Source organism: Nocardioides sp. F233 (assembly GCF_057813895.1).
Genome location: NZ_JBVASH010000001.1, coordinates 473,518 through 500,015, shown reverse-complemented (window position 1 = coordinate 500,015; position 26,498 = coordinate 473,518). Strand labels below are relative to the sequence as shown.

Genomic DNA, 26,498 nt, shown 5'->3' with positions numbered 1-26,498 from the left:
TATCCCCTAGATGTACGTCACACGTAAGACGGCCCCCGTGAGGGGGTGAGGTCTGTGTAACTTGGCTCGCGCTGTATCCACAGAATGGCTGGAGGCTCGATGCTGATCGGCATCCCGCGCGAGTCGAAACAGGGCGAAACCCTGGTCGCGGCGACCGCAAAGACCGTAACTCAACTGACCAACCTCGGCTACGACGTGATCGTCGAGTCGGGCGCCGGCGACCTCGCCGACCAGCCCGACAGCGCGTTCACGGGGCTCGAGGACGCCAAGGTGCGGGTCGGGACGACGCAGGAGGTGTGGGCCGCCGACGTCGTCGTCAAGGTCAACGCGCCCTCCGACGAGGAGATCGGCCGGCTCCGCAAGGGCGCCACGATCATCTCGATGATGGCGCCGGGCCGGAGCCCCGAGCTGCTCGAGAGGCTGCAGGCCCAGGGCGTGACGGCGCTGGCCATGGACGCGGTGCCGCGGATCTCGCGCGCGCAGTCGATGGACGTGCTGTCCTCGATGGCGAACGTCGCGGGCTACCGCGCCGTCGTCGAGTCGGCTCACGAGTTCGGGCGGATGTTCACCGGGCAGGTCACCGCCGCCGGCAAGATCCCGCCGGCCCGCGTCTTCGTCGTGGGTGCCGGTGTCGCCGGCCTCGCCGCGATCGGTGCGGCCTCCGCGATGGGTGCCATCGTGCGCGCGTTCGACGTGCGTCCCGAGGTCGCCGAGCAGGTCGAGTCGATGGGCGCCGAGTTCGTCCACGTCGACATGGAGCAGGAGGTCTCCTCCGACGGCTACGCCAAGGAGATGTCCGAGGCCCAGGTCGCCGCGACCGCCGCGATGTACGACGAGGAGGCGCGCGCCGCCGACATCGTCATCACCACCGCGCTGATCCCCGGACGCCCCGCTCCGTCGCTGCTGACCGCCGAGACCGTCGCCGGCATGCGCAACGGCTCCGTGATCGTCGACATGGCGGCCGCCAACGGCGGCAACGCCGCCGGCACCGTGACCGACCAGAAGGTCGTCACCGCCAACGGCGTCACGATCCTCGGCTACACCGACCTCGCCGGCCGCCTGGCCGCGCAGACGTCGCAGCTGTACGGCACCAACATCGTCAACCTGCTCAAGCTGCTGACGCCCGAGAAGGACGGCAACCTCGGCCTGGACTTCGACGACGTCGTCCAGCGTGGCATCACCGTCGTCCGCGAGGGTGAGTCGACCTGGCCGCCGCCGGCCGTGCAGGTCTCGGCCGCGCCGGCCGCCGCCCCCGCGGCCGCCGTACCGGTCAAGGAGCCGAAGGCGCCGATGGCGCCGGGCAAGAAGGTCGGCATCACGCTGGCCGGCATCGCCCTGTTCTGGCTGGTCAACGCGGTCGCCCCGACCCAGGAGCTGCGGACGCACTTCACGGTGCTGATGCTGTCGATCGTGATCGGCTACTACGTGATCGGCAAGGTCGCGCACGCCCTGCACACGCCGCTGATGTCGGTCACCAACGCCATCTCCGGCGTCGTGGTCGTCGGCGCGCTGCTGCAGATCGCCAATGACGACAAGCTCGTCGTCGGCCTGTCGGCGGTCGCGATCCTGCTCGCCTCGATCAACGTCTTCGGTGGCTTCGCGGTGACCCGCCGCATGCTCGCGATGTTCAGCAAGGGAGCCTGACCATGGACATCACCTCCATCACCCTCGCGGCCTACATCGTCGCCGCTCTGCTGTTCATCCTGTCGCTGGCCGGGCTGTCGAAGCACGAGTCGGCCAAGAACGGCCTGACGTTCGGCATGGTCGGCATGGTGGTCGCGCTCGTCGCGACCGTCGTCGGCGTGATCGATGGCAGCGAGTTCGTCGACAACCGCGGCCTGGTCATCGCCCTGATGCTCGGCGCTGTCGCCATCGGCGCGGCGGTCGGCCTGTGGCGCGCCAAGATCGTCGAGATGACCGGCATGCCCGAGCTGATCGCGCTGCTGCACTCGTTCGTCGGCCTCGCGGCCGTCGCGATCGGCTGGAACGGCCACATCCTCGGCTCCCACGAGTCGCTGGACAGCCTGGTCAACATCCACGAGGCCGAGGTCGCGATCGGCATCTTCATCGGTGCGGTCACCTTCACCGGCTCGATCGTCGCCAACCTGAAGCTGTCCGCGAAGATCTCGTCGGCGCCGCTCATGCTGCCCGGCAAGAACCTGATCAACGTCGGCTCGCTGGTGCTGTTCGCGGTCCTGACCGCGGTCTACGTCTCGCTCGAGACGCACGACAACACCTCGGCCGACATCCTGCTCGGTGTCCTCACCCTGCTCGCGCTGTTCCTCGGCTGGCACCTGGTCGCCTCCATCGGCGGCGGCGACATGCCGGTCGTGGTGTCGATGCTCAACTCGTACTCCGGGTGGGCCGCGGCGGCGTCGGGATTCCTGCTCAACAACGACCTGCTCATCGTCACCGGTGCCCTCGTCGGCTCCTCCGGTGCCTACCTGTCGTACATCATGTGCAAGGCGATGAACCGCTCGTTCATCTCCGTCATCGCGGGTGGCTTCGGCATCGAGGCCGGCCCGGCCGACGACAAGGACTACGGCGAGCACCGCGAGATCCAGGCCGACGCCGTCGCCGAGCTCCTTTCCGGCGCGTCCTCGGTGGTCATCACCCCCGGCTACGGCATGGCCGTCGCGCAGGCGCAGTACCCCGTCGCCGACCTGACCGCGAAGCTGCGGGCCAAGGGCATCGACGTCCGCTTCGGCATCCACCCCGTCGCGGGTCGCCTCCCGGGCCACATGAACGTGCTGCTCGCCGAGGCGAAGCTGCCCTACGACATCGTGCTCGAGATGGACGAGATCAACGACGACTTCCCCGACACGGACGTCGTCCTGGTCATCGGCGCCAACGACACGGTCAACCCGGCCGCGTCCGAGGACCCGACCTCCCCCATCGCGGGCATGCCGGTCCTCGAGGTCTGGAACGCCAAGGACGTCATCGTCTTCAAGCGCTCCATGGCCGCCGGCTACGCGGGCGTCCAGAACCCGCTGTTCTTCCGCGAGAACAGCCAGATGCTGTTCGGCGACGCGAAGGACCGCGTCGAGGACATCGTCAAGGCACTCGGCTGACACCAGTCGTACGACGAGGGCTCGGATCCGCCATGGGATCCGGGCCCTCGCTCGTTTTGGCGTCAGGTCAGAGCAGGATCTCGGCGAGCGGCTCGTAGCGCGGGGTACGACGCGGGCCCTCCCCGAGGTGGGACGCGATGACGGAGATCGCCTCCAGCGGCCAGGCCGGTCCCTCGTAGGTGTCCAGCAGCCGCACCCAGCTGGTCATCTCGGTCGGGTGGCCGCCGGTGCGGGCGACGGTGACGTGGGGCCGGAACCGCTGCCCGTCGACCTCGATCCCGCAGGCCACGGCAGCGTTGCGGGCCCGGACCGAGGCGGCCGCGAGGACCTCGTCGCCGCCGGTCACCCCGGTGGCCAGCACGCGGCCCTCGGCGACGTTCGGGAACACGACGGCGCCGGCCAGGGTCAGCTCGACCGGGGCGAGCCCGTCGAGGGACTCGGCCAGGCGGTCGACGTACACGTCGACGCGGCGCGCCTCGGCCTCGGGCATGAAGGCGAGGGTGACGTGGAGCTGCTCGGGCCGGGTCCAGCGGAAGGGCGCGGCCGCGCGGCGCGGGTCGAGGAAGGCGTCGAGGTGCTCGACCGCACCGGGGGGCGGGACGACCGCCGCGAAGATCCTCATCAGACCTGGGTGCCGACCAGCTGGCCGATGCCGTAGGTGACCGCCATGGCGAGCAGGCCGCCGAGCACGTTGCGTACGACGGCCCGGCTGGGCGCTCCGTAGCCGAACCGGGCGCTGGCCCATCCGGTGACGGCGAGTGCGGCGACCACGGCGACCACGGTCACCGGCACGCGCGCGTCAGCGGTCACGAGCAGGATCGTGAGCAGCGGCAGCAGGGCACCGATCGTGAAGGACACCATCGAGGCGAGCGCAGCGCCCCAGGGACTGGTGAGGTCGTCGGGGTCGATCCCGAGCTCGGCCTCGGCATGCGCGCCGAGCGCGTCGTGCTCGGTGAGCTGCTCGGCGACCTGGAGCGCGAGGTCGGGGTCGAGCCCCTTGTCGACGTAGAGACCGGCGAGCTCGGCCAGCTCGTCGTCGGGGTCCTCGCGCAGCTCGCGGCGCTCCTTGGCCAGCAGCGCCTCCTCGGAGTCGCGCTGGGTGCTGACCGAGACGTACTCCCCTGCGGCCATGCTCATCGCGCCCGCTGCCAGGCCCGCGATGCCGGCGACCAGGATCGCCGTGCGGTCCGTGGTGGCTCCGGCGACACCGAGCACGATGCCCGCCGTCGACACGATGCCGTCGTTGGCGCCCAACACCCCCGCACGCAGCCAGTTCAGCCGGTCGTTGAGGCCTTCCCGGTGGGGCTCGTCCTCGTGGGGACCGATCACCTGTCCTGTCGCTTCCGCATCGACCACGCTCCCATCATCCCCGACCGGCGACGGGTGCGCGACCCGGTTAGGCAGTGCCGAGGTAGTCAGCGAGCGCGGCCATCGTCTCGTCGAGCAGCTCCTCGAGCACGGCGTCCTCGTCGCGCAGCCACGCCTCGTACGCCGTCAGTGCCTGCGCGAGCGCCACGTGAGCGACGAGCTGGGGTTGGAGGTCGGACGGGGCGGCGCCGGTGCGCTCGGCGACGTACTCGGCGATGACGGCGCGCCAGTCGGCGTACCGCAGCACGGAGTGGGCCTCCAGCTCCGGCGTGGCGAGGATCAGCCGCATCCGCTCGCGGTGGCTCGGCCGCGCGTCGGCGGGGAACCGGTTGAACGCGACGACGGCGCGGTGCACCGCCACGTGCAGAGGTACGTCGAGCGGCTGGCCCGCCAGCAGCTCGCGGAAACCGGCCAGGGTGAGGTCGAAGCGACCCCACGGGATGTCGTTCTTGGACTCGAAGTAGCGGAACAGCGTGCGCCGCCCGACCCCGGTCGCGCGGGCGATGTCGTCGAGGGTGGTCGAGGCGAAGCCGCGCTCGGTGAACAGCTCGAACGCCGCCTGCTCGATGGCGGCATGGCTGGTGGCGACGGGGCGTCCCCGTGCCGACGTCCGTGCGGGTTCGACCATGGCGCCGCAAGTTAGCACGCGACCACCCTTCCTTTTTGGCCACGAGTGCCATTAGTGTGGCCGGCACCACAGAGACGAAGGAGGTAGCGATGAACCCCGAGCTGGAGCAGAACGACGAGCTGGTGGCCGAGGACCTGATCGAGGAGGTCTCGATCGACGGCATGTGCGGCGTCTACTGATGGACGCCCTGCTGGGAGAGCCGTGGACGCTCTCGCCGTCCGTGGCGCTGCGCCCCGAGCCGTTCGGGGCGCTGGCCTACCACTTCGGCAACCGCAAGCTGACCTTCCTCAAGCGGCCCGAGCTGGTCGCGGTGGTGCGGGGGCTCGCTGCGGCGCCCGACGTACGCACGGCGCTCGCGGACGCCGGTGTCCCGGCCTCCCAGCACGCGGCCTACGCGGCCGCCCTGCGCGGCCTGGCCGCGACCGACATGATCCGGCCCCGAACGGAGACCCCCTCATGACCGCCCTGATCGAGCGCCCGCAGACCGGCAGCCTGGTCCAGCAGTTCGAGTACGGCCTCGACGCCCCGATCTGCCTGACCTGGGAGCTGACCTACGCCTGCAACCTCGAGTGCGCCCACTGCCTCTCGTCGTCGGGCCGGCGCGACCCGCGCGAGCTCTCGACCGAGCAGTGCAAGGCGGTCATCGACGAGCTGCAGCGGATGCAGGTCTTCTACGTCAACATCGGCGGCGGCGAGCCGACCATCCGCCCGGACTTCTGGGAGCTGCTGGAGTACGCCGTCGACCACCAGGTCGGCGTGAAGTTCTCCACCAACGGCGTGCGGATCACCCCGGAGCGGGCGCGCTTCCTCGCGTCGCCTGCGTGTGGTGGCTACGTGGACGTGCAGATCTCGCTGGACGGCGCGACCGCCGAGGTCAACGACTACGTCCGTGGCCCGGGCTCCTACGACACCGCGCTGCGCGCCTTGGCGAACCTCAAGGTCGCGGGCTTCCGCGACGCCAAGATCTCGGTCGTCTGCACCCGGGAGAACATCGGCCAGCTCGACGAGTTCAAGGCCCTCGCCGACGAGTACGGCGCCACGCTGCGCCTCACCCGGCTGCGCCCGTCCGGCCGCGGCGCCGACGTGTGGGACGAGCTGCACCCCCTGCCCGAGCAGCAGCGCGAGCTCTACGACTGGCTGATGGCGCAGACCGCCGACGGCGAGCAGGTCCTGACCGGCGACTCGTTCTTCCACCTCGCCGCGTTCGGCGAGTCCCTGCCCGGGCTCAACCTGTGCGGCGCCGGGCGCGTGGTCTGCCTGATCGACCCGATCGGCGACGTCTACGCCTGCCCGTTCGCGATCCACGACAACTTCCTCGCCGGCAACCTGCTCGCCGACGGCGGCTTCCAGCAGGTCTGGCAGACCTCGGCGCTGTTCCAGGAGCTGCGCTCCCCGCAGACCGGCGGCGCCTGCTCGTCGTGCCAGTTCTTCGACTCGTGCCGCGGTGGCTGCATGGCCGCGAAGTTCTTCACCGGCCTGCCGCTCGACGGCCCCGACCCCGAGTGCGTACAGGGGTACGGCGAGCACGCGCTGGCGGGCGACCGGGTCGTCCCGGCGGCCAGCCAGGACCACTCGAAGGCCACGCCCACCCGCAACCAGCCGGTGATGCTGCAGCTGCTCACGCGCCCGCCGGTCTCGGCGTGTGCCGAGAGCCCGCTGGCCGACTTCGACCCGAACCAGACCTGAGAGAGCCGAGATGAAGTTCGAGAACCCCTGGAAGCAGAACCCCTGGTTCGAGTCGGTGGCCGTGGCCCAGGACCGCGCCCGCAAGCGCCTCCCCCAGCCGGTCTACGGCGCCCTGGTGGCCGGGTCCGAGCGCGGCCAGTCCGTGAGCGACAACGAAGCCGCGTTCGCCGAGCTCGGCCTCGCCCCGCACGTCGTGGGCCAGCTCCCCGAGCGCTCGCAGGCCACCACCGTCTTCGGCCAGCAGATCGGCAGCCCGGTCATCATCAGCCCGACCGGCGTCCAGGCCGTGCACCCCGACGGTGAGGTCGCCGTCGCCCGCGCGGCCGCGGCGCGCGGCACGATCATGGGCCTGTCGAACTTCGCCTCCAAGTCCGTCGAGGAGGTCACCGCCACCGGCGCGACCACCTTCTTCCAGATGTACTGGACGGGCGATCGCGACACCATGGTCCAGCGGATGACCCGGGCCCACGACGCCGGCGCGAACGGCCTGATCGCCACCCTGGACTGGTCGTTCTCCATGGGCCGCGACTGGGGCAGTCCCGAGATCCCCGAGAAGGTCGACCTCAAGGCGATGATCCGGCTGGCGCCCAAGGTGGCGACCAAGGGTCGCTGGATGTGGCAGTTCGGACAGCAGTTCCGCGAGACCGGGAGGCTCCCCGATCTGACCGCCCCCAACCTGGCCCCTCCGGGCGGCGAGGCACCGACCTTCTTCGGCGCCTACTACGAGTGGATGACCACCCCGCCGCCCACCTGGGACGACGTCGCGTGGATGCGCTCGACGTGGGCCGAGATCAGCGGGACGCCGTTCGTGCTCAAGGGCGTGTGCCGCGTCGACGACGCCCTGCGGGCGGTGGACGCGGGCGTCGCGGGCATCTCGGTGTCCAACCACGGCGGCAACAACCTGGACGGCACGCCGGCCGCGATCCGCATGGTCCGCCCGATCAGCGAGGCGGTGGGCGGGCAGATCGACGTGGTCATGGACGGCGGCGTGCGCCGCGGGTCCGACGTCGTCAAGGCCCTCGCGCTCGGCGCGAAGGCGGTCATGATCGGCCGCGCGTACCTCTGGGGGCTCGCCGCCAACGGCCAGGCCGGCGTGGAGAACGTCCTCGACGTCCTCTCCGGCGGCGTGGACTCCGCGCTGCGCGGTCTGGCCCTCGCCTCGACCGCCGACCTGCGCCCCGAGCACCTGCTCATCCCCGACGGGTTCGACCGCGCGCTCGGCGTACCCGAGACGACGCCGGCGGGCCGCTGACCATGACCCTCGCGGCCGCCACCTCGCCGAGCCTCCCGGCCGGGCCGACCGTGCTCGTGCCGGTCGGCTCGGTCGAGCAGCACGGGCCGCACCTGCCGCTCGACACCGACACCGTGATCGCCACGTCCGTGGCGACCCGGGTTGCCGCGGAGCTCGGGCCCGCGGTGCTGGTCGCCCCGGCCCTCGCCTACGGCTCCAGCGGTGAGCACCAGGACTTCGCGGGCACCAGCTCGATCGGCACCGACGTCCTGCACCAGGTCGTCATCGAGCTGACCCGGTCCATGCGGACCTGGGCGACCCGCGTGGTGCTCGTCAACGCCCACGGCGGCAACGTGATGGCGCTGCGGGCGGCGGTCGAGCAGCTCACCGGCGAGGGCCACGACGTCGGCTGGGTGGCGTGTGCGACCGAGGACGTCGACCTGCACGCCGGCCGCACCGAGACCTCGCTGATGCTCCACCTCGCGCCCGACACGGTCCGGCTGGACCGGGCCGAGGCCGGCAACACCGGGACCCTCGCCGAGCTGCTGCCGCTGATGATGGCCGGCGGAGTCAAGGCGGTCTCGCCCAACGGCGTCCTCGGCGACCCCGCCGGCGCCTCGGCCGCTGAGGGCGCCACCGTGCTGGCCTCGATGGTGGCCGACGTCGTCCGGGCGGTACGACGATGAGCCGGGTCGTCCTCGTGACCGGCGCTGCCCGCGGGATCGGGGCCGCCACCGTGCGCGCCCTCGTCGCCCGCGGCGACCGGGTGGTCGCGGTGGACGAGCTCGCGGTCGCCGGCGAGGAGGACGTCCTGGCGCACACGGCCGACGTCCGCGACCGGGCGGCCCTGGCCACCGCCGTCGACCTCGCCCTGGACCGCTGGGGGCGGATCGACGCCGCTGTCGCCGCGGCCGCAGTCATCGCCGGCGGGCGGCCCCTCTGGGAGACGCCCGAGGCCGACCTCGACCTGCTCTGGGACGTCGACGTCAAGGGCGTGTGGAACACCGCCGCCGTCGCCGTTCCGGCCATGCTGGCCGGCCCCGACCCGTCCGGCTGTCGCTTCGTCGCCGTCGCCTCCGCGGCCGGTCACCACGGCCTGCACCACCTCGCCGCCTACAACGCCGCGAAGCACGCGGTCATCGGCCTCGTGAAGGGCCTGGCGGCCGACCTGGTCGGCACGGGCGTCACCGCGTGCGCGGTCTCCCCCGGCTCCACCCGCACCCCGATGCTGTCCGCGACCGCGGAGCTCTACGGCCTGAGCGACGTCGACACCTTCGCCGAGAACCAGCTCCTGCGCCGGATCCTCGAGCCCGAGGAGGTCGCCGCCACCCTCGCCTTCTGCTGCAGCCGCGAGGCCGCCGCCCTCAACGGCTCGGTGGTCCAGGCCGACGGCGGGTTCGCGCCGTGACGCTGCCCGCGGGCTTCGCCGTACGACTGCGCGTCGACGTGACGCGCACCGACGACGGCGACCTGCTCGTCGGCGGCTCGCCCCTGCGGGCGCTGCGCCTCACCCCGCGCGCCCGCGCCCTGCTCGACGGCGACCGGCTCGAGGTGCGCGATGCTGCGAGCGGCCTGGTCGCCCGGCGGCTGCTCGACGGCAACCTGGCCGACCCGGAGCTGGCAGGGGCCGGGATCGACGCCGGCCTGCTGACGGTGGTCGTCCCGGTCCGCGACCGGCCCGAGCAGCTCGCCCGGGCCCTCGCAGCCGTGGCCCCGCTGGCGACGATCGTGGTCGACGACGCCTCGCACGACCCTGCGGCGGTGGCCCGGGTGGCTGCGGCGCACGGTGCCGAGGTGGTGACGCTGCGCGCCAACGTCGGCCCCGCCGGCGCCAGGAACGCCGGACTGGCGCGGGTGCGGACGCCGTACGTCGCCTTCGTCGACTCCGACGTCACCGTCGACGCCGCGACCCTGCAGCGCCTGGCGCGTCACTTCGAGGACCCCGCCGTGGCCCTCGTCGGGCCGCGGATCGTCGGCCGGGCGAGGGAGCCGAAGCCCCGCTGGTTCCAGCGGTACGACGAGCGGGCCTCCTCGCTCACCCTCGGCACCCGCGCCTGCTCGGTGCGTCCGGGCGCTGCGGTCGGCTGGCTGCCGAGCGCCTGCCTGGTCGCCCGCACCGATGCGGTGCGCCCGGGCTTCGACGCGTCGATGCGGGTCGGCGAGGACGTCGACCTGGCCTGGCGGACCGTCGCGGAGGGACGGGTGGTGCGCTACGACCCGGCAGAGGTCGCGCACCACGACGTGCGGGCGAGAATGGCCGGCTGGTTGGGCCGGAAGTTCGTCTACGGCACCGGCGGCGCGCCGCTGGCCGCGCGGCACGGCGACGCGATCGCGCCCGCCGTCCTCTCGCTGCCGATGGCCGCGGCAGCCGCGGCAGCACTTGCCCGGAAGCGCTGGTCGGCGCCGGTCGTCGTCGCGGGCCTGGCCGTCGGCCTGGTCTCGGTCGAGCGCCGGCTGCCCGCCCACACCGGCCGCCACCGGAGCGCGGCCGGGCTGGTCGCGCGCGGCTTCGGCTGGGCCGTGCGCCAGGAGGCTGCACTGCTGCTGCGCCACTGGTGGCCGCTGACCGTGGTCGCTCTGCCGAGCCGGACCGTACGCCGGATGGTGGCCTCGGCGCTGGTGGTCGACGCGGTCGTCGCGAGGGTCGAGCACCCGGGAGCGCCGTACGCGCTCGTGGCGCGACGGCTCGACGACCTGGCCTACGGCGCCGGACTGTGGGCCGGCGCGCTCCGCGCCCGCTCGCCGCGGTGCCTTCTGCCGCGCCGGACTTCTTGACCGCTTCCTGCGCTTGTTGGCCGCTGCATCGGTCGGTAAGCGCAGGAATCACCTCCTCAGCGGCGATTCCCGCACCCCCCGTGGCTAGACCGGCAGCTCGAGCTTCGCCAGCAGATCGGCCCGCGGCGGCACGAAGTAGTCGATGTTGACGCAGGGTCCCTCGGTCGGCTCGACGAAGTGCTCGGCACCGCGCGGGACGAGCATGAAGGAGCCCGGTCCCATCTCGTGCGGGGTGCCCGCGACGTGGTAGCGGCAGCGACCCGAGGCAATGAACACCAGCTGGTCGAAGTCCTCGTGCACGTGCGGGTTGAGGGTCATGCCCACCTCGAGCTCGTGGTGCGCGATGAGCACCTCGTCGGTGGCGAAGATCCGGCGCCGCACGCCGGGGCGGATCTCGCGCTGCGGCAGGTCGTCCCAGTTGACGACCTTGCCGAAGAGCGACGGGTTGAGCGCGGTCACGCTTCCTCCTGGGGTACGACGGCCCGCAGGCCGTGGGCGAGCAGCTGCAGGTCGGAGCCGACGAGGACGTACGACGCCCCGCCGAGCCCGAGCCGGTCGACGTCCCCGAGTCCGGGGGTCCAGCCGCCGAAGGCGACCCCGGCCTCGGCGGCCGCCGTACACACGGCGCCGACGGCGTCCGCGAGCTCGTCGGGCGCGGGCAGGCCGAGGCTGACGGCGAGGTCGGTGGTGCCGACGAAGGCGACGTCGAGACCCCGGACGACGTCCGCCAGCGGCTCCTCGACCGGCGTCTCGATCTGGCCGACGAGCAGCGGCGGGTCGGCGTCCTCGAGGCGCAGCACCTCGGCCAGCGGGACGGCGCCGAAGCCCGCCGCCCGGTTCGCGAGACTGACCGACCGGGCCCCCGCGGGAGCGAACCGGCAGGCCGCCTGCAGCCGCTCGCGCTCGGCGACCGACTGCAGGGTGGAGAGCTGGAAGCCGGCAGCGCCGTTCTCCAGCAGGCGTGTGACGAGCGGCGCGTCGACCTCCGGCAGCCGCACCAGTGCGGGGATCCCGCACAGAGCGGCGTGCCGGACCAGGCCGATCGCGTCCGGCTCGGTGAGCGTCGCGTGCTCGAGGTCGACGACCACGAGATCGAGCCCGGCGTCGCCGGCCAGCTCGACGACGTCCGGCGACGGGAGCTTCACGAACGTGCCGACCTGACGTCGGCCGCTCGCCAGTCCCTCGCGCAGACGTCGTCGCAGCTGGTGGACGCTCCTCACGCCGACACGCCACCTCGCCACGGGGTGGTCTCGACGCGGACGCCGTCGTGCAGGACGACGGTGGGCTCGAGGCGCGGCGCGACGATGCTGTTGCCGGACGCGTCGGGGAGGGTGACCTCGCTGGTCTCGGTGAGCACCGTGACGTTGGCGCGGCCGCCGACCTCGAGTCGGCCGTAGCCCTCGGAGTCGAGGCCCAGCACCTGTGCGGGGACCACGGTGGCACGGCGGATGCACTCGTCGAGCGGGGCGCCGAGCGCGCGCAGCTTGGAGATGCTGGTGACCAGGTCGAAGACCGGGCCGCGCCAGTTGCGGGCGCTGGTGTCCGAGCTGAGGATGTCGGGCAGGAAGCCGTCGGCGATCGCGCGCCTGGCGACCTCGAAGGACAGGTTGCTCTTGCCGTGGGCGGAGTCGAAGAGGACACCCCGCTCGCGGGCCGCCGTCACGCCGGGCAGGACGGTGCCGTCCTCGGCGAGGATGCCGTGCGGCTTGCCGGTGTAGCAGTGGGCGACGATGTCGCCGGCGCGCAGGTAGTCCAGCACGGCGGGCACCGGCTCCTCGGTCTCGCCGATGTGGACCATCAGCGGCAGGCCGGCCTCCTCGGCGAGGCTGACCGACTTCTTGAGCAGTGCCTGCCAGTGGTGGCCGACGACGTCCTCGGAGAGCCGGATCTTGAAGCCGCGCACGACGTCGGGGTTGGCGGCCGCGGTGGCGAGGGCGTCGTCCACGACCAGGGTGTCGGGGTTGAGCAGCTCGCCGAAGCGGAAGTCGATGAGGCCGAGCACGGAGACGTTGAGGAAGTTCACGACCCGGATCGCGTTGCCGTCGACGACGACCTTGCGGAAGGCGTCGAACGTCGAGGCGCCCGCCGTACCGGCGTCCGCGACCGCGACCACGCCCCGGCGCAGGTGCGCCTCGTCGGCCGGCGCGCCGACCTTCGACACGTGCTGGAAGATGTGGCTGTGCCCCTCGACCAGGCCGGGCACCACGGTGGAGCCGGAGCAGTCGACGACCTCGGCGCCGTCCCGGACGAGGTCCGGGCCGATCGCGGCGATGGTGCCGCCGCTGATCGCGACGTCACTGACCGCGTCGAGCCCCGAGGCGGGGTCGAGGACGGTGCCGCCGGTGAGGACGAGGTCATATCCCTGCTGTTCGGACATTCATTGCTCCTGGAGAGAGTCGTGGCTGGGTCGGAGGGAGGCGATCAGGACGGATCGCCGACGGTGGTGACGAGCGGCAGCACCGGGCCGACCTCGATCCGGATCCGGTCGCCGGGGGCGAGGAAGCGGTCGAGGTCCTGGCCGGTTCCGGCCGGGGTGCCGGTGAGGACGACGTCGCCGGGCTCGAGCGCGGCGTACCAGGAGATCCGCGAGACCAGGTCGGGGATCGTGAAGATCATCCCGGCGCTGGTGTCCTCCTGGCGCAGCTCGTCGTTGACCCAGGTGCGCACCGGGATCGCGTCGGCGTCGACGAGCTCGTCGAGCGTGCAGATCGAGCTGCCGAGCGGGTTGCAGCCGGGGAAGCTCTTGGCGAGGGTCGGCGTCGCGGTCCGCTTCATCACGTCGCGAGCGGTCATGTCGTTGGCGGCGGTGATGCCGGCGACGGCGGGCCACACGTCCTCCGGGGCCGCACGGTGCAGCCGGCGGCCGATGACGACGGCGATCTCGCCCTCGTAGTCGAGCTGCTCGGTCGCGTCGGCCGGGAAGGCGACCTCCGCGTCGGGTGAGAGCAGTGCCGAGGACGCCGCCAGGTAGAGGATCGGCTCGGTCGGCAGGTCGCGCCCGGCCTTCGCCGCCTTCGATCGGTAGTTGAGGCCGACGCCCCACATCGCCCGCGGGCGGCCCAGCGGCGCGAGCAGCCGGGTGCCCGCCAGGGGGACCCGGCGGGTCTCGGCGCAGTCGTCGAGGCAGGCGAGCGAGCCGGTCGCCTCGACGACCGCGCCGAGGTCGTGGAACGAGGTCGCGAGGAGGGCGATCTGGTCGCTCTCGACTCGCCCGATCCCGTGTTCGGTGGTCACCGCGTGCATGGCGGTTATCTTTCAATGCGAGATGGCATCATGTCAAGCGATACACATGCGAGATGGCCATGGCCTCCGGACGCGGTCTCGAACGGCCTCAGAACCCGCCTGCAGGCAGGGTTTCCGGGCAGCACGACCACCCGGCACCGCTGTGCGGTACCGGGTGGTCGTCAGTTCAGAAATGGATCAGAGGTCGAGGACCAGCTTGGGCGTGCAGGACCTGCTGACGCAGATCATCATGGAGCGCCCGGTGGCCTGCTCGGTCTCGCTGAGCACCTCGTCGCGATGGTCGGGCGTGCCTTCCAGGACCCGCGTCTCGCAGGAGCCGCAGAAGCCCTTCTCGCAGTCGTAGGCGATCCCGGGCACGGCCTCGCGGATCACCTCGATCAGCCGCTTGTCGACGGGTACGTCGACCGTGACGCCCGTGCGGCGCAGCTCGACCTCGAACGGCGTGTTGCCCTCCGTCGAGGTGAGCCGGGCCTCCATCTCGTCGCTGGCGGCGAACCGCTCGACATGGAGGTCGGCGCGGCGGCCGAGATCGTCGCAGAGCCGCTGCACCTCGGCGATCATCGCGCCCGGGCCGCAGCAGTAGATCGCCGTACCGACGGGCGTGGCGGCGATCGCACCACGCAGGTCGGGGAAGCCGTGCTCGTCCTGCGGCACGAGGTCGGCCTCGATGCCGGGCAGGGCGGTCAGCTCGTCGGCGAACGCCATGGTGGCGCGCGAGCGGCCGCCGTACAGCACCCGGGCGGGCCGCCCGCGGGTCGACAGCGAGCGCGCCATCGCCAGGATCGGCGTCACGCCGATGCCGCCGGCGATGAGCAGGTGGCCGTCGGCGTCGACGAGCGGGAAGTGGTTGCGCGGACCGCGGACGGTCAGCTCGCGGCCGGCGACGGCGATGTCATGCAGCTCCTCCGAACCGCCGCGGCCCTCACGCTCGCGCAGCACCGCGAACCGGTACGCCGACCGGTCGTCGAGCGCACCGCACAGCGAGTACTGCCGCAGCCGGCCCGACGGCAGCCGCACCTCGAGGTGGGCACCGGGCTGCCAGCGCGGCAGCGGGGCACCGTCGGCTGCGCGGACGGTGACCGCGACGACGTCGTCGGCGACCACGTCGACGTCGTCCATCACGACCTCGTAGGTCTCGGCGCCGTGGCTGGCGCCCTCGAACCGGTCGACCTGGTCGCCGACGCGCGGCCCCGGCGTGAAGGTCGCGGGGATGACGTCCCATCCCATGTGGTTGCCGCGCGAGGCGTAGCCGACGACGCGCTCGCGGTCGACCTTGAAGTCAGGCAGTCGGGTGAGGACCTGGTGGATCATCTCCTGGAACATCGCCCGCGCCAGGTGCGCGCCCGGGCAGCGATGGGTGCCGATGCCGAAGGTGAGGTGGCGACTGGCGTCGCGGTCGAGGCGGACCTCCTGCGGCTCGCTGAACACCTCGGGGTCGTGGTTGGCCGCGAACCAGGGCACGAGGACCCGCTCGCCGGCCGCGACCGGGCAGCCGCCGATCTCGGTGTCCGTGGTCGTCGTACGCGACATGGCGGTGACCGAGCCGTAGCGGCGCAGGAACTCGTCGGTGCCGTCGACGAGCAGGTCGGGCGCGTCGATCAGCTGCTGGCGCATCTCGGGGTGCTCGTCGAGGTGGACGAGCACCGAGCCGGTGAGCGAGGTGGTGGTGTCGACGCCGCCGGTGATGGCGATGCCGATCACGGAGAAGAGCTCGGCGTCGGTGAACTCCGAGCCGTCGGCCTTGCGCTCCCGCAGCAGCTGGCTGATCACGTCGTCGCCGGGGTGGGCGCGCCGCTCGGCGATCAGCTCGGCGAGCCGCTTCTCCATGTAGGCCATGCCCTCGTAGGCACGCTGGGCGCGCTCGCTGCCGGGCTCGGAGGTGAAGACGTCATGGATCGGGCGACCGATCCGCATCCAGTCCTCCTCCGGGAACCCGATCCAGTCGAGGGTGACCGCGCTGGGCAGCGGATTGGTGAGCACCTCGACCAGGTCGACGCTGCCGGACTCGATGAACTCGTCGACGATCCGCGAGGCGTGCCGCGCGATCATCGGGCGCAGCTCGTCGACCGCGGCCGGCGAGAGGATCAGGTCGAGCAGCCGGCGGTACTCGACGTTGTCGGGCGGGTCCAGCTCGAGCGGCTGCTGCATGTTGCCGCCGAACGGACCGCTCGGGATCACGATGGCCGTGCCCTCGAGGTTGCCGGCCGCGCGCGTGGACGAGAACAGGGCGTCGTTGCGGGCGACGTGGAACACGTCGGCGTACCGCGTCAGGTAGACGTAGCCGTTCTCGTGGGCGTCGGACCGACCGACCGGACACTTGTCCCGGAAGGCCGCGTAGTAGCCGACGATGTCGTCGCGGCATTCCGCGGAATGGTGGTCGAAGTTCTCGTAGGTTGACATACCTGTCCCTCTGAAGATCGTGTGACCGAACTCGCAACGGGAGCCTAGGCCGTCTCGCAAAGCGAGTCAACGTCTTGCATTGCGCAATGGTCGGATGTCCTTTACGGTCGTCCTACAGCAAGCGCACGGACACGAGAAGGATCTGCACATGCGAACCAGAGGTGCCATCGTTCGTACCGCTCCCGGCCCCTACGAGGTCGTCGACCTGGAGGTCGCCGACCCGGCCGAGGGCGAGGTCCAGGTCCGCCTGGCCGCCGCCGGGCTGTGCCACTCCGACGACCACATCGCCGTCGGCGACTCCCCTGTCGCGATCTACCCGTTCGCGCTCGGCCACGAGGGGGCCGGCGTCGTCACCAAGGTGGGCCGCGGCGTCGCCGACCTCGCCGAGGGCGACCACGTCATCTTCTCCTTCCTGCCCGCCTGCGGCCGCTGCCGCTGGTGCGCGAGCGGGATGCAGAACCTGTGCGACGAGGGCGGCAAGGTCTGGATGGCGCCGGAGGTACCGCGCGTCCACCTCGCCGACGGCGGCGCGCCGGTCGGCCAGATGTGCGGTGTCTCCGCGTTCCTGGAGACGACGACCGTCGACGCGCGCTCCGTCGTCAGGATCGGCAAGGACCTGCCGCTCGACAAGGCCTGCCTGGTCGGCTGCGGCGTCGCCACCGGCTGGGGCGCCGCGGTCAACTCGGCCGCCGTACGTCCCGGCCAGGTCGTCATCGTGATGGGCATCGGTGGCATCGGCATCAACGCCGTCCAGGGCGCCGTCCACGCCGGCGCCACCACCGTCATCGCCGTCGACCCTGTCGAGCTCAAGCGCGAGGAGGCCAAGCGCTTCGGCGCCACGCACGCCTTCGCCACCATGGCCGAGGCCGCCGAGATCGCCCGCGAGCACACCAACGGCCAGGGCGCCGACGCCGCCATCGTCACCGTCGGCGTCGTCACCGGCGACCACGTCGGCGAGGCCTTCGCCGCCATCCGCAAGGGCGGCACCGCCGTCGTCACCGGCCTCGGCAACAACGCCGCCGTCGGTGCCCCGATCAGCCTCACCGAGCTGACGCTCTACCAGAAGCGGCTCCAAGGGTCGCTCTTCGGCCAGTGCAACCCGACCGCCGACATCCCGGCGCTGCTCGACATGTACCGCGCCGGCGCGCTCAAGCTCGACGAGATCGTGACCCGGACGTACTCGCTCGACGAGATCGGCCAGGGGTACGCCGACATGCACGCGGGTCGCAACCTGCGTGGTGTCGTGCTGTTCGACTGAGCCACGTCGCACGACAACGGGGCCGCACCGGTGGTGCGGCCCCGTTGTGTGTGAGGTCGTGGGTTGGTGGGGCCCTGCAGGGATCACCTCCTCAGCGGCGATTCCTGCGCATACTGACCGTTGCAACGGTCAAGAAGCGCAAGAGACCATCAAGAAGTCACCCGCCCCACCCGGGCGCCGTACCCGCCGGCCCGACGACCAGCGCGTACGGCGGCGGGCGGCTACCTCGCGGGAGCGAACGGCTGCCCGAGAGCCAGCGGCCGCTTCGACCGGGCCCCGAGCAGCGCGAGCGACACCAGCGCCAGCAGGTACGGCGTGGCCGCCAGCAGCTGCGGCGACACGGAGTACCCGATCGCGGGCAGCGCGAGCTGCAGGCCCTGCGCCACGCCGAACACGAAGCACGCGCCGATCACGCCGCGCAGCATCCAGCCGCCGAAGATGACCGCCGCGATCACGATGTAGCCGCGCCCGGCGGTCATGCCGGAGGTGAACGAGCCGGACTGGAAGACCGACAGGTAGGCGCCGCCGATGCCGGAGCAGAAGCCGCAGAAGAGCAGCGCCTGGCGGCGGCGGGCGTTGACGTCGATGCCGGTGAGGTCACCGGCGACCGGGTCGTCACCGGCGGCGCGCAGCTCGAGGCCGAGGCGGCGCCGTCGAACGAGGAAGATCAGCAGGAGCAGCGGCAGCAGCAGGTAGACGACCCAGGGCTGCACGAAGAACGCCTTGCCGACGACCGGCAGCCCGGAGAGCAGCGGGATCCGCCAGGCCGAGCCCGCGGGGATGTCGAGCACGGTCGTCGACAGCAGGTAGTTGGTCACGCCGAGCACCAGCACGTTGAGCGAGAGCCCGACGACATAGGTGTTCAGCTGCAGCCGGTGGCTGAGGTTGCCGTGCACGAACGCGACGACCAGGCCGGCCGCCATGCCGCAGAGCAGGCCGACGATCGGCGAGCCCGACGCCGAGGCGCCGTACGCCGCAGCGAACGCGGAGCCGAGCATCATCCCCTCGACCGAGAGGTTGAAGGTGCCGGCCCGCTGGGCGACGTACTCGCCCAGGCCGGCGAACAGCAGCGGCACCGTCAACGGCACCGACGCGGTCAGGATCGTCTCGAGGTCCGTCGTCAGGTTCATCTCAGGCCTCCACGGCGCGGCGGATCCGGCGGCGCCGCAACGCCGCGAGCAGGACGGGGGGACACAGCAGTGCGACCACGATCGCGGCGGTGATGACGTTGACGATGTCGACGGGTACGCCGTCGCCGCCGAGCAGCCCGCCGCCCGCGACCATCGCGCCGAACACGAGCGCGAGCAGGACGCTCACGCCGGCGTTGGTCCGCGCGGCGAGGGCGATGAGCAGGCCGCTCCAGCCGATCGAGCTGGAGACGCCCGGGTTGAGCTGGAAGCTCTGGCCCATCAGGATCGCCGCCCCGGCGGCGCCGGCGAAGGCACCGGACGCGGCCACGGCGAGCGAGCCGAGCCGGGGTGCGCTGATGCCGATCGTGCCGGCCACGGTGGGGTTCTGGCCCAGGATCCGCAGCCGGTAGCCGGCGTGCGCGGACGACAGGAACCACGCCACCAGGACAGCGGCGACCAGCGCGAGCAGGAACGCGAACGGTACGTCGACCCCGAGCACGTGGACCGTCGGCAGCATCGCCTTCTCCGGAACGCGCGGCGACTGGGACGCCGTACCGCCGCCGAGGACGCCGTTCCCCTTGTCGTGCAGCGGACCGTCGCCGCTGATCAGCCCGGTCAGCAGCTGCTCGGCGAGGAACACCAGCAGCAGCGAGCTGACGACGATGTCGACGCCACGGGCGAACTTGAGGAGCGCGGCCAGCAGCGCCCACCCGGCGCCCGCGGCCGCGGCGGCCACGAAGGCGAGCAGGATGGTGAGCGGCCCGGACGTGTCGACGTGGAAGATCACGAACCCAGCGCCGATCGCGCCCAGGGTGACCTGACCCTCCTGGCCGATGTTGAACTGACCGGCGCGCATGCAGATGACGGCACCGATCGCGACGAGGAGCAGCGGCGCGGCGGCGGTCAGCAGGTAGCCGATCGAGATGCCGCTGCCGATGCTGCCGTCGTACAGGTCGCGCAGGATGACGCCGGGGTCGTGGCCGGTCGCGGCACCGAGCACCAGACCGACGCCGATGCCCAGCGCGAGGAAGCCGAGGAAGGCGAGCACCTGCTCCAGGGCGGGGCGCGCACCGGACCGCAGCGAGGCCAGCAGGCCCGCCGCGGCGGCATCGGCGCTCCCGGGTGGCGTCGGGGGCGACGTGCTCCCCTGCGTCGCCGTCGGCTCGGAGACCTCCGTCGTCATGCGCTCACCCCTCCCATCAGCAGGCCGAGCCGCTCGGGGTCGGCGTCGGCGCGGGCCAGCTCCCCCTGGATCCGGCCCCGGTAGATCACGGCGATGCGGTCGGAGAGCTGCATGATCTCGTTCAGGTCCGAGGAGATGAGCAGGACGGCGACGCCGGCAGCGGCCGCCTGCCGCATCCGCTCGTGCAGGTCGGCGACCGCACCGACGTCCAGGCCACGGGTGGGCTGGGCGAGCACGAGCACCGCCGGTCCGGCGGACAGCTCGCGCGCGAGCACGACCTTCTGCTGGTTGCCGCCCGACAGCGACCGCATCGGCTGGTCCACCGATGCGACCGCGATGTCGAACTCGTCGACCAGCCGCTCGGCCAGCGCCCGCAGCCGCCGGCGCGAGACGACGCCGGCCCGCGACAGTGAGCGCAGCCCCGCCAGCGCCAGGTTGTCGGCGACCGACATGTCGAGGATGCAGCCGGACGTCTTCCGGTCCTCCGGTACGACGCCGACGCCGACCTTGCGCGTCGCGCCCGGTCGCCCGACGGCGACCCGCTTCCCGTGCACGCGGACCTCGCCACCCTGCAGGGACAGCGATCCGGCGAGCAGCGCGGACAGCCACTGCTGCCCGTTGCCCTCGACCCCGGCCACGCCGACGATCTCGCCGGCCCGCAGCTCGAGGTCGAGTGCGTCGAGGCCGGGCGGGGCACCGTCGTACGACGGGGTGCGGGCGCCGACGATGCTGAGCACCGGCGGCTCGTCGGTCGCCGTCTCGGGTGCCCGGTCCTCGCCACCGAGTGCGGGCGCGGCACCGATGGCGGCGGCGACGTCCGCCGTACCCGGGAGGTCGCGGCCGATCATGTGCCGGGCGAGCTCGGCGACCGGCGTCTCCTTGGGGCTGACCCGGGAGACGACACGGCCGCCGCGCATCACCGTGGCCCGGTCGGCCACTGCGGTGATCTCGGCCAGGTTGTGGCTGATCAGGACCACCGAGCAGCCGTCCTGCTCCACCAGCCCGCGCAGCATCGTGAACAGCGAGCGCGACTCCTGGCGGGTCAGGACGGCCGTCGGCTCGTCGAGGACGAGCAGCCTCGGCTGGTCGATCAGGCAGGTGACCAGCTCGACGCGCTGCTGCTCGCCGACGCTGAGGTCGCCGACCATCGCGCGCGGGGAGACATCCAGGCCGAACCGCTCGCTGACCGCCTGGATCTGGGCCATCGTGCGGACCCGGTCGACCGGGCCGCCACCGCTGAGGACCACGTTCTCCCAGACCGACAGGGTCGGGATGAGGCTGTAGTGCTGGTGCACCATCCGTACGCCGAGGGCGCGGGCCGCGTTGGGATCGCGGATCGTCGCCGGCGTACCCGCCAGGCTGACCTCGCCGCGATCGGCGCGGACCAGCCCCAGGAGGATGTTCATCAGGGTGGACTTGCCGGCGCCGTTCTGGCCCAGCAGTCCGTGGATCTCCCCCGGCGCGACCTCGAGGTCGACGTCGAGGCAGGCCGGGACCCCGTTGAAGTGCTTGGTGATGCCGGCCATGCGGAGCGCCGGTGCCACCGTCTCCGCCTCCGGTCGGGAAGCCGCAGTCATCGCCGGATCAGGAGACGCCGGCCAGGCCGAACAGGTCGATCTTGCCGTCGTTGACGTCCGCCTGCGCCTGCTCGATCGCCTGGCTCATGGGGTCCTTGCCGTCGCCGGCGCTGTCGCAGGCGTGCACGGCCGGGACCGGGTCGACGCCCAGGCGCCAGTTGCGGGTCACGCCCAGCTCGAGCTTGCCGTCGGCGAAGAGGTCGAGCATCGGGGCCAGGTAGTAGCCCGGCGCGAAGACGACCTCGCCGATGAAGTCGGCGTCCTTCGAGTCGCAGAAGGTCTTCGGCGACCCGAGCACCGGGATGCCGGACTCCTTGGCCTTCTTGGCGACGGCGATGGTCGGGGCCCCGAAGTACGGATAGACCGCGCCGATGCCCTGCGAGACCTGGGCGTTGAAGCCCTCGACGGCCTTGCCGACGTCGATCTGGTCGCCGGTGTAGGTCTCGACGACCTCGGCGTCCGGGACCTGCGAGGTCACACCGGCCTTGAACACCTTGCCGATCGTCGTGTTGAACGGGGCCGCGATGCCGGCGAGGAAGCCGGTCTTCTTGATGTCGTTGGCCTTCATGTAGGCGCCCATCGCGACACCGGCGACGTAGGCGTAGTCGAGACCGACGTCGTACGACTGCGTGAAGGTGGCGTCCTGCTCCGGCGAGCCGTAACCGCCCTGCAGGTAGAAGAAGGTGTCCTTGCACAGCGGGTTGGACGCAGCGGTGACGGCCTGCGCGAGCTGCGCGTCGCCGATCACGATCAGGTCGACCCGCTGGCGGCAGAGGTTCTCCGCGGCGGTGACTGCCTGGGTCAGCGGGACCAGGCCCTGGACGGTGTGCTTCCAGCCGTTCTTCTCGGCGGCGTGGGCCACCGCGTCGGCGGTGCTCTGGTAGTAGGTGCCGTCGTTGGTGTCGCCCGAGGTGATGACGCCGATCGACACCTTGCCGTCGCCGTTCATGTCCGGCTGCCCCTTCGGGACGCTGCCCTCGCCCTTCCACTGCGGCGCGGTCGCCGTACCCGGCTCGCCGATCTCCGCGCCGCGGGCCACCGCGAACGGGTCGGGGCCGTCGAAGCCCTTCTTCTTCGGCTCATCGCTCGATGAGCCGCAACCTGCCATCGCGAGCATCGCGACTGCAGCGCAGGCTGCTGAGAACTTCTGGATTCGCATGTTTCTCCGCCCTCGATCCATCCGAGTAGTGCGTGACTTGCGGGTCGTTCCGACCTAGGTCCGAGTGCCTGTCGGCCGAGCCCCGGGACTGCGCCAGCATGCACCAGCCCGTCTCGCAATGCAACACATCATCTTGACTAATGTGATCAGCCGGTCGGACGATCAGGGTGTGACCATGGATGGGAAGACCCTCTCGACGGCCGCTCCGAGCGGCGACCACCTCGGTACCTTCATCGGCGGCAGCTGGCTCGAACGGGAGTCCTCGTTCGCCTCCGTCGACCCCGCCACGGGCGAGACGTTCGGCCAGGTCTCGGCCAGCGAGGTCGCCGACGTCGACCGCGCCGTTGCCGCCGCACGCGCGGCCGCACGCGACTGGTCGCGTACGTCGGCCTCCGAGCGCGGCGCGATCCTCGGCCGCTGGGCAGGACTGGTCTTCCAGAACATGCACCGGCTGGCCGCGCTCGAGGCCCGCAACGTCGGGAAGCCGCTCTCCGGCGGGCTCCTGAACGTCCAGATCGCCGGCTCGATCCTGCAGTACACCGCCGGTGGCGCCGACAAGCTCGCCGGCGCCACGCTGCCGACCCGCTCCCCCGACTACTTCGGGTTCACCCGCCGCGAGCCGCACGGCGTGTGCGCGATCGTGCTGCCCTGGAACGTCCCGGCAGTGCTGTGCGCGGCCAACCTCGCGCCCGCACTGGCCGCCGGCAACACCGTGGTCCTCAAGCCCTCCGAGGTCGCGCCCCTCGTCATCCACGCGCTCGTCGAGCTCGGCGAGGAGGCCGGCATCCCACCGGGCGTGGTGAACGTGCTGACCGGTGTCGGCGCCGAGCTCGGCGCCACCCTCGTCGGCCACCCGGGCATCGACCACATCAGCTTCGTCGGCTCCGTCGCCACCGGCCGCCTGGTCATGCAGGCCGCCGCCCAGAACCTCACGCCCCTCAAGGTCGAGCTCGGCGGCAAGTCGCCGAACCTGGTCTTCGCGGACGCGGACCTCGACGTCGCCGTACCCGCCATCGTGCGGTCCATCACCGAGAACGCCGGCCAGAACTGCAACGCCGGCTCCCGCCTGCTCGTCCAGGCCGACGTCGCCGACGAGGTGCGCACGCGGGTCCTCGCCGCGATGGGCGAGATCCGCATCGGCGCCTGGGACGACGACCTCGACATGGGCCCACTCGTGAACCCGGTCCAGCACGAGCGGGTCAGCTGCCTCGTGGCGGGTGCGCTGGGCGACGGCGTGGAGCTGCTCCTCGGTGGCGAGCCCCCGTCCGGGCTCGGCTCCGGCAACTTCCTGGCGCCCACCGTGCTCTCGGTGACCGACCGCAACGCCCCCATCGTCGGCCAGGAGATCTTCGGCCCGGTCCTCACCGTCGAGACCTTCACCGACGACGCCGACGCCCTGGCGCTCGCCAACGGCACCGACTTCGGCCTGCTCGCCTGCATCTGGACCAACGACGTCTCCCGCGCCCTGCGGATGGCCTCCGAGGTCGGCGCCGGCCAGGTCTCGGTCAACCAGTTCTCCGACGCCGGCGTGATCGGCATGCCGTTCAACATGGCCAAGCAGAGCGGGTTCTCGTCGGGCAACGGCTACCGGGGGATGTACGAGTTCACCCGCGAGAAGGCGATCGCGGTCAAGCTGCTCGGCTGACCAGGGCGGCGCCCGCACGGACATCGGCGGGGATCGGATCAAGCTGGTTGACCGATCCCCGCCGATGTCGTTGGAGACGGGTGTCAGTGGCAGGAAGCCCCGCCACCACCGACAGCCGCCTCCACCTGCTCCAGGATCGGCCGCACCTCCTCGAAGCGCTCCAGGCGAGACGGGAGGCTGGTCCAGATCCGCTCGGCGATGGCACGGGCCTCGGCACGGATGGCGGCCTCGTCGATGCCGGGGAAGACCCGGTCGACGAGAACCGGCTGGCCGGCGACGTAGACGCTGCGCACGGCCGAGCCGAGCTCGGCGTAGGCGAGCTGCTGGCGCAGCTGCTCGGCGGGCGCGGGCCAGACGTAGTCGGTGTCGATGACGGTGAGGTCGGCGGCCGCACCGACGGCGAGGCGGCCGACGGGGGCGCCGAGGACGGCGGCGCCGCCGTTCCAGCACATGCCGAGGCCGTCGGTGGCGGTCGGCCACGTCTCCTGGGGACCGTGGACGCGGTGGAGGATGGTCGAGAGCTTGAGGGTCTCGAACATGTTCTGGGTGTCGTTGCTGCTGGCGCCGTCGGCGCCGATGGCGACCTTCGCGCCGGCCTTGAGCAGCGCCGGGACCGGCGCAACACCCGCACCGAGCTTGAGGTTGCTCGCCGGGTTGTGCACGGCGACCGCGTCGGTCTGCGCGAACAGGTCGATCTCCTCGGGGCTCAGCCAGATCGCGTGCGCGAAGGACGCCCAGTCCTGCAGGGCGTCGAGCTTGGCGAGGAACTCGACCGTCGAGACGCCGTAGCGCTGCTGCGCCATCCGGACCTGCGACTGCGCGGAGAGCAGGTGCGTCTGCATCCGTACGCCCCGCGTGCGGGCGGTCTCGACGCTCGCCTCGAAGAGCTCGGTCGAGCAGCGCGGCAGCGACGACGGCCCGAGCAGCGGCTGCAGCAGCGGCGAGCGTCCCTGCCAGCGGTCGACGAACCGGTTCGCCGCCGCGAGGACGACATCGGGCGACGCCACCGGCGGCCTGCGCAGGTCCGCGCCGCCGGGCACCAGGTCGACCGGGATCGAGGAGAAGAAGTCGAGGTCGGAGTACTGGATCGCGACGTTGGCGCGGAAGCCGAGGTCGGCGTAGGCCTGCATGATCGCGTCCATGCCGTCGTCGACCCACTCGTTGTCCGAGCGGGCACAGTCGAGCACGGAGGTCGCACCGCTTCGGACCATCTCGATCGCGCCGATCATCGCCGACACGTAGAGGTCGCGCGGCGAGAGCCGGGCTCCGGCGCCGCCGTAGCTGGCGACGACCATCCACGCGTCGAGCGGGAGCGCGTCACACAGGCCCTTCTCGATGGTCTGGTTCGAGTGCGTGTGGGCGTTGACCAGGCCCGGGATGAGCAGGTCGCCGCCCAGATCGACGGAGTCGACCGACCGGTCACCTCCCGCCGCGGTCCACCGATCGGCGGCGCCCGGGCCGAGGTCGGCGATCACGCCGTCCACGACCACCACGTCGCCGATCTCACCACCGTGCTCGAGGTCCAGCAGCCGGGCGTTGCGCAGCAGCCGTGTCGTCATCCTTCTCCACCCTTCGTCCGTTCCCAGTTCGCCAGTGCCGCCCGGAACTCGCGCTGCGCCTCGGCGCCCGACAGCTCGCCCGGACCGCCGTACGGCGATGCCTCCGGGTCCACCTCGACGACGAGCAGCGCCGGTCCGGCGGCCTCCAGCAGTGCGCCGACCTGTTCGGCAAGATCCGCGACGTCCGCATCGCGTACGACGCTCCGCGCGAACGGCCAGCCGGCCCCCCGCGCGATGACGGCCAGGTCGGCGAGCGCACCCGCCGCGAGCGGCTGGCCGCCGCCGGTCTCGTACCGGCCGTTGTTGAAGACGACGACCCGCAGGTTGGCGGGCGCCGCGTCGGCGATCGCCAGCAGCGAGCCGAGGTTCATGGTCAGGTCGCCGTCGCCCTCGAGCAGCACGACGTCCAGGTCCGGCCGGGCCAGGGCGGCACCGAGCGCGAGGCCCGGCGCGGCGCCCATCGGGTCGGACGCGTAGAAGGTCGGGTTCGGACCACCGTGCTCGCGCCAGGCACGGCCGGCGGTGCCGAGGCTCGCCACGACCACCGACGACGGCGCCGCGGCAGCCACGGCCGCAGCCACGTCC

General features: G+C 72.0%; 25 protein-coding genes. 11 read left to right on the top strand and 14 right to left on the bottom strand.

Features of this window, described 5'->3' with window-relative positions:
* Window positions 1-99: 99 nt before the first annotated feature.
* On the top strand, window positions 100-1,644 hold the full coding sequence (locus ACZYRU_RS02355; protein ID WP_488956234.1) for a Re/Si-specific NAD(P)(+) transhydrogenase subunit alpha: 1,545 nt from the start codon (window positions 100-102) through the stop codon (window positions 1,642-1,644).
* A gap of 2 nt (window positions 1,645-1,646) precedes the next feature.
* Window positions 1,647-3,071 (top strand): Re/Si-specific NAD(P)(+) transhydrogenase subunit beta, encoded by a 1,425-nt coding sequence (pntB, locus tag ACZYRU_RS02350; protein ID WP_488955471.1) that lies wholly within the window; start codon window positions 1,647-1,649, stop codon window positions 3,069-3,071.
* Window positions 3,072-3,138: 67 nt separating this feature from the next.
* Here the strand turns inward: pntB and thpR are convergent, their stop codons facing one another.
* The 3 genes from thpR to mftR are packed head-to-tail and all read right to left on the bottom strand — an operon-like array spanning window position 3,139 to window position 5,067.
* Window positions 3,139-3,693 carry an RNA 2',3'-cyclic phosphodiesterase gene (thpR, locus tag ACZYRU_RS02345; RefSeq protein WP_488955470.1) on the bottom strand — a complete coding sequence of 185 codons (555 nt, stop codon included), beginning with the start codon at window positions 3,691-3,693 and terminating at the stop codon, window positions 3,139-3,141.
* Window positions 3,693-4,427: a VIT1/CCC1 transporter family protein gene (locus tag ACZYRU_RS02340; RefSeq protein ID WP_488955469.1), complete on the bottom strand. Its 735-nt coding sequence runs from the start codon at window positions 4,425-4,427 to the stop codon at window positions 3,693-3,695. Before ACZYRU_RS02340 ends, thpR begins: the two co-directional genes overlap by 1 nt.
* A 40-nt stretch (window positions 4,428-4,467) precedes the next feature.
* Complete coding sequence (mftR, locus tag ACZYRU_RS02335) at window positions 4,468-5,067, bottom strand: mycofactocin system transcriptional regulator MftR (RefSeq protein ID WP_488955468.1); 600 nt, start codon at window positions 5,065-5,067, stop codon at window positions 4,468-4,470.
* Between the two features lie 89 nt (window positions 5,068-5,156).
* Here mftR and mftA point away from each other — a divergent pair, with 89 nt between their 5' ends.
* The 7 genes from mftA to mftF are packed head-to-tail and all read left to right on the top strand — an operon-like array spanning window position 5,157 to window position 10,759.
* Window positions 5,157-5,246, top strand: coding sequence for a mycofactocin precursor MftA (gene mftA, locus ACZYRU_RS02330; RefSeq protein ID WP_488955467.1), 90 nt, complete (start codon window positions 5,157-5,159; stop codon window positions 5,244-5,246).
* Complete coding sequence (gene mftB / locus ACZYRU_RS02325) at window positions 5,246-5,527, top strand: mycofactocin biosynthesis chaperone MftB (protein WP_488955466.1); 282 nt, start codon at window positions 5,246-5,248, stop codon at window positions 5,525-5,527. The genes mftA and mftB overlap by 1 nt, the downstream gene beginning before the upstream one ends.
* Complete coding sequence (mftC, locus tag ACZYRU_RS02320; protein ID WP_488955465.1) at window positions 5,524-6,753, top strand: mycofactocin radical SAM maturase; 1,230 nt, start codon at window positions 5,524-5,526, stop codon at window positions 6,751-6,753. The genes mftB and mftC overlap by 4 nt, the downstream gene beginning before the upstream one ends.
* 10 nt (window positions 6,754-6,763) lie before the next feature.
* Window positions 6,764-8,005, top strand: a complete 1,242-nt coding sequence (gene mftD / locus ACZYRU_RS02315; RefSeq protein WP_488955464.1) for a pre-mycofactocin synthase MftD — start codon at window positions 6,764-6,766, stop codon at window positions 8,003-8,005.
* A gap of 2 nt (window positions 8,006-8,007) precedes the next feature.
* Window positions 8,008-8,670: a mycofactocin biosynthesis peptidyl-dipeptidase MftE gene (gene mftE, locus ACZYRU_RS02310; protein ID WP_488955463.1), complete on the top strand. Its 663-nt coding sequence runs from the start codon at window positions 8,008-8,010 to the stop codon at window positions 8,668-8,670.
* Window positions 8,667-9,392, top strand: a complete 726-nt coding sequence (locus ACZYRU_RS02305; protein WP_488955462.1) for a mycofactocin-coupled SDR family oxidoreductase — start codon at window positions 8,667-8,669, stop codon at window positions 9,390-9,392. The genes mftE and ACZYRU_RS02305 overlap by 4 nt, the downstream gene beginning before the upstream one ends.
* Window positions 9,389-10,759 carry a mycofactocin biosynthesis glycosyltransferase MftF gene (mftF, locus tag ACZYRU_RS02300; protein WP_488955461.1) on the top strand — a complete coding sequence of 457 codons (1,371 nt, stop codon included), beginning with the start codon at window positions 9,389-9,391 and terminating at the stop codon, window positions 10,757-10,759. The genes ACZYRU_RS02305 and mftF overlap by 4 nt, the downstream gene beginning before the upstream one ends.
* Window positions 10,760-10,843: 84 nt before the next feature.
* Here the strand turns inward: mftF and ACZYRU_RS02295 are convergent, their stop codons facing one another.
* The 5 genes from ACZYRU_RS02295 to ACZYRU_RS02275 all read right to left on the bottom strand — a co-directional run bounded on the left by ACZYRU_RS02295 (window position 10,844) and on the right by ACZYRU_RS02275 (window position 16,402).
* Window positions 10,844-11,218: a cupin domain-containing protein gene (locus tag ACZYRU_RS02295; protein WP_488955460.1), complete on the bottom strand. Its 375-nt coding sequence runs from the start codon at window positions 11,216-11,218 to the stop codon at window positions 10,844-10,846.
* Complete coding sequence (locus ACZYRU_RS02290) at window positions 11,215-11,979, bottom strand: HpcH/HpaI aldolase family protein (RefSeq protein WP_488955459.1); 765 nt, start codon at window positions 11,977-11,979, stop codon at window positions 11,215-11,217. Before ACZYRU_RS02290 ends, ACZYRU_RS02295 begins: the two co-directional genes overlap by 4 nt.
* Complete coding sequence (locus ACZYRU_RS02285) at window positions 11,976-13,136, bottom strand: amidohydrolase family protein (RefSeq protein WP_488955458.1); 1,161 nt, start codon at window positions 13,134-13,136, stop codon at window positions 11,976-11,978. The genes ACZYRU_RS02290 and ACZYRU_RS02285 overlap by 4 nt, the downstream gene beginning before the upstream one ends.
* 44 nt (window positions 13,137-13,180) lie before the next feature.
* Window positions 13,181-13,993 (bottom strand): fumarylacetoacetate hydrolase family protein, encoded by an 813-nt coding sequence (locus tag ACZYRU_RS02280; RefSeq protein WP_488955457.1) that lies wholly within the window; start codon window positions 13,991-13,993, stop codon window positions 13,181-13,183.
* A gap of 186 nt (window positions 13,994-14,179) precedes the next feature.
* Complete coding sequence (locus ACZYRU_RS02275) at window positions 14,180-16,402, bottom strand: cytochrome P450/oxidoreductase (protein ID WP_488955456.1); 2,223 nt, start codon at window positions 16,400-16,402, stop codon at window positions 14,180-14,182.
* A gap of 148 nt (window positions 16,403-16,550) precedes the next feature.
* Between ACZYRU_RS02275 and ACZYRU_RS02270 the strand changes: the two genes are divergently transcribed.
* Entirely contained in the window at window positions 16,551-17,660 is a 1,110-nt protein-coding gene (locus ACZYRU_RS02270; RefSeq protein ID WP_488955455.1) for an NDMA-dependent alcohol dehydrogenase, read from the top strand.
* 221 nt (window positions 17,661-17,881) lie between these two features.
* Here the strand turns inward: ACZYRU_RS02270 and ACZYRU_RS02265 are convergent, their stop codons facing one another.
* Genes ACZYRU_RS02265 through ACZYRU_RS02250 form a run of 4 tightly spaced genes read right to left on the bottom strand, consistent with a single transcriptional unit; the run spans window position 17,882 to window position 22,709 of the window.
* Window positions 17,882-18,790: an ABC transporter permease gene (locus ACZYRU_RS02265; RefSeq protein ID WP_488955454.1), complete on the bottom strand. Its 909-nt coding sequence runs from the start codon at window positions 18,788-18,790 to the stop codon at window positions 17,882-17,884.
* 1 nt (window position 18,791) lies between these two features.
* Window positions 18,792-19,973: an ABC transporter permease subunit gene (locus ACZYRU_RS02260; protein WP_488955453.1), complete on the bottom strand. Its 1,182-nt coding sequence runs from the start codon at window positions 19,971-19,973 to the stop codon at window positions 18,792-18,794.
* Window positions 19,970-21,517, bottom strand: a complete 1,548-nt coding sequence (locus ACZYRU_RS02255; RefSeq protein WP_488955452.1) for an ABC transporter ATP-binding protein — start codon at window positions 21,515-21,517, stop codon at window positions 19,970-19,972. The genes ACZYRU_RS02260 and ACZYRU_RS02255 overlap by 4 nt, the downstream gene beginning before the upstream one ends.
* Window positions 21,518-21,557: 40 nt before the next feature.
* The gene (locus ACZYRU_RS02250; RefSeq protein WP_488955451.1) at window positions 21,558-22,709 is read right to left on the bottom strand and encodes a BMP family ABC transporter substrate-binding protein; all 1,152 of its coding nucleotides are present in this window, start codon (window positions 22,707-22,709) and stop codon (window positions 21,558-21,560) included.
* A 175-nt stretch (window positions 22,710-22,884) separates the two neighbouring features.
* Here ACZYRU_RS02250 and ACZYRU_RS02245 point away from each other — a divergent pair, with 175 nt between their 5' ends.
* The gene (locus ACZYRU_RS02245) at window positions 22,885-24,354 is read left to right on the top strand and encodes an aldehyde dehydrogenase family protein (RefSeq protein ID WP_488955450.1); all 1,470 of its coding nucleotides are present in this window, start codon (window positions 22,885-22,887) and stop codon (window positions 24,352-24,354) included.
* Between the two features lie 83 nt (window positions 24,355-24,437).
* Here ACZYRU_RS02245 and ACZYRU_RS02240 read toward each other — a convergent pair whose 3' ends face one another.
* Together ACZYRU_RS02240 and ACZYRU_RS02235 are read right to left on the bottom strand one after the other, a co-directional pair.
* Window positions 24,438-25,913, bottom strand: a complete 1,476-nt coding sequence (locus ACZYRU_RS02240; protein ID WP_488955449.1) for an amidohydrolase family protein — start codon at window positions 25,911-25,913, stop codon at window positions 24,438-24,440.
* Window positions 25,910-26,494 (bottom strand): thiamine pyrophosphate-dependent enzyme, encoded by a 585-nt coding sequence (locus ACZYRU_RS02235; protein WP_488955448.1) that lies wholly within the window; start codon window positions 26,492-26,494, stop codon window positions 25,910-25,912. The genes ACZYRU_RS02240 and ACZYRU_RS02235 overlap by 4 nt, the downstream gene beginning before the upstream one ends.
* Between the last annotated feature and the right edge of the window lie 4 nt (window positions 26,495-26,498).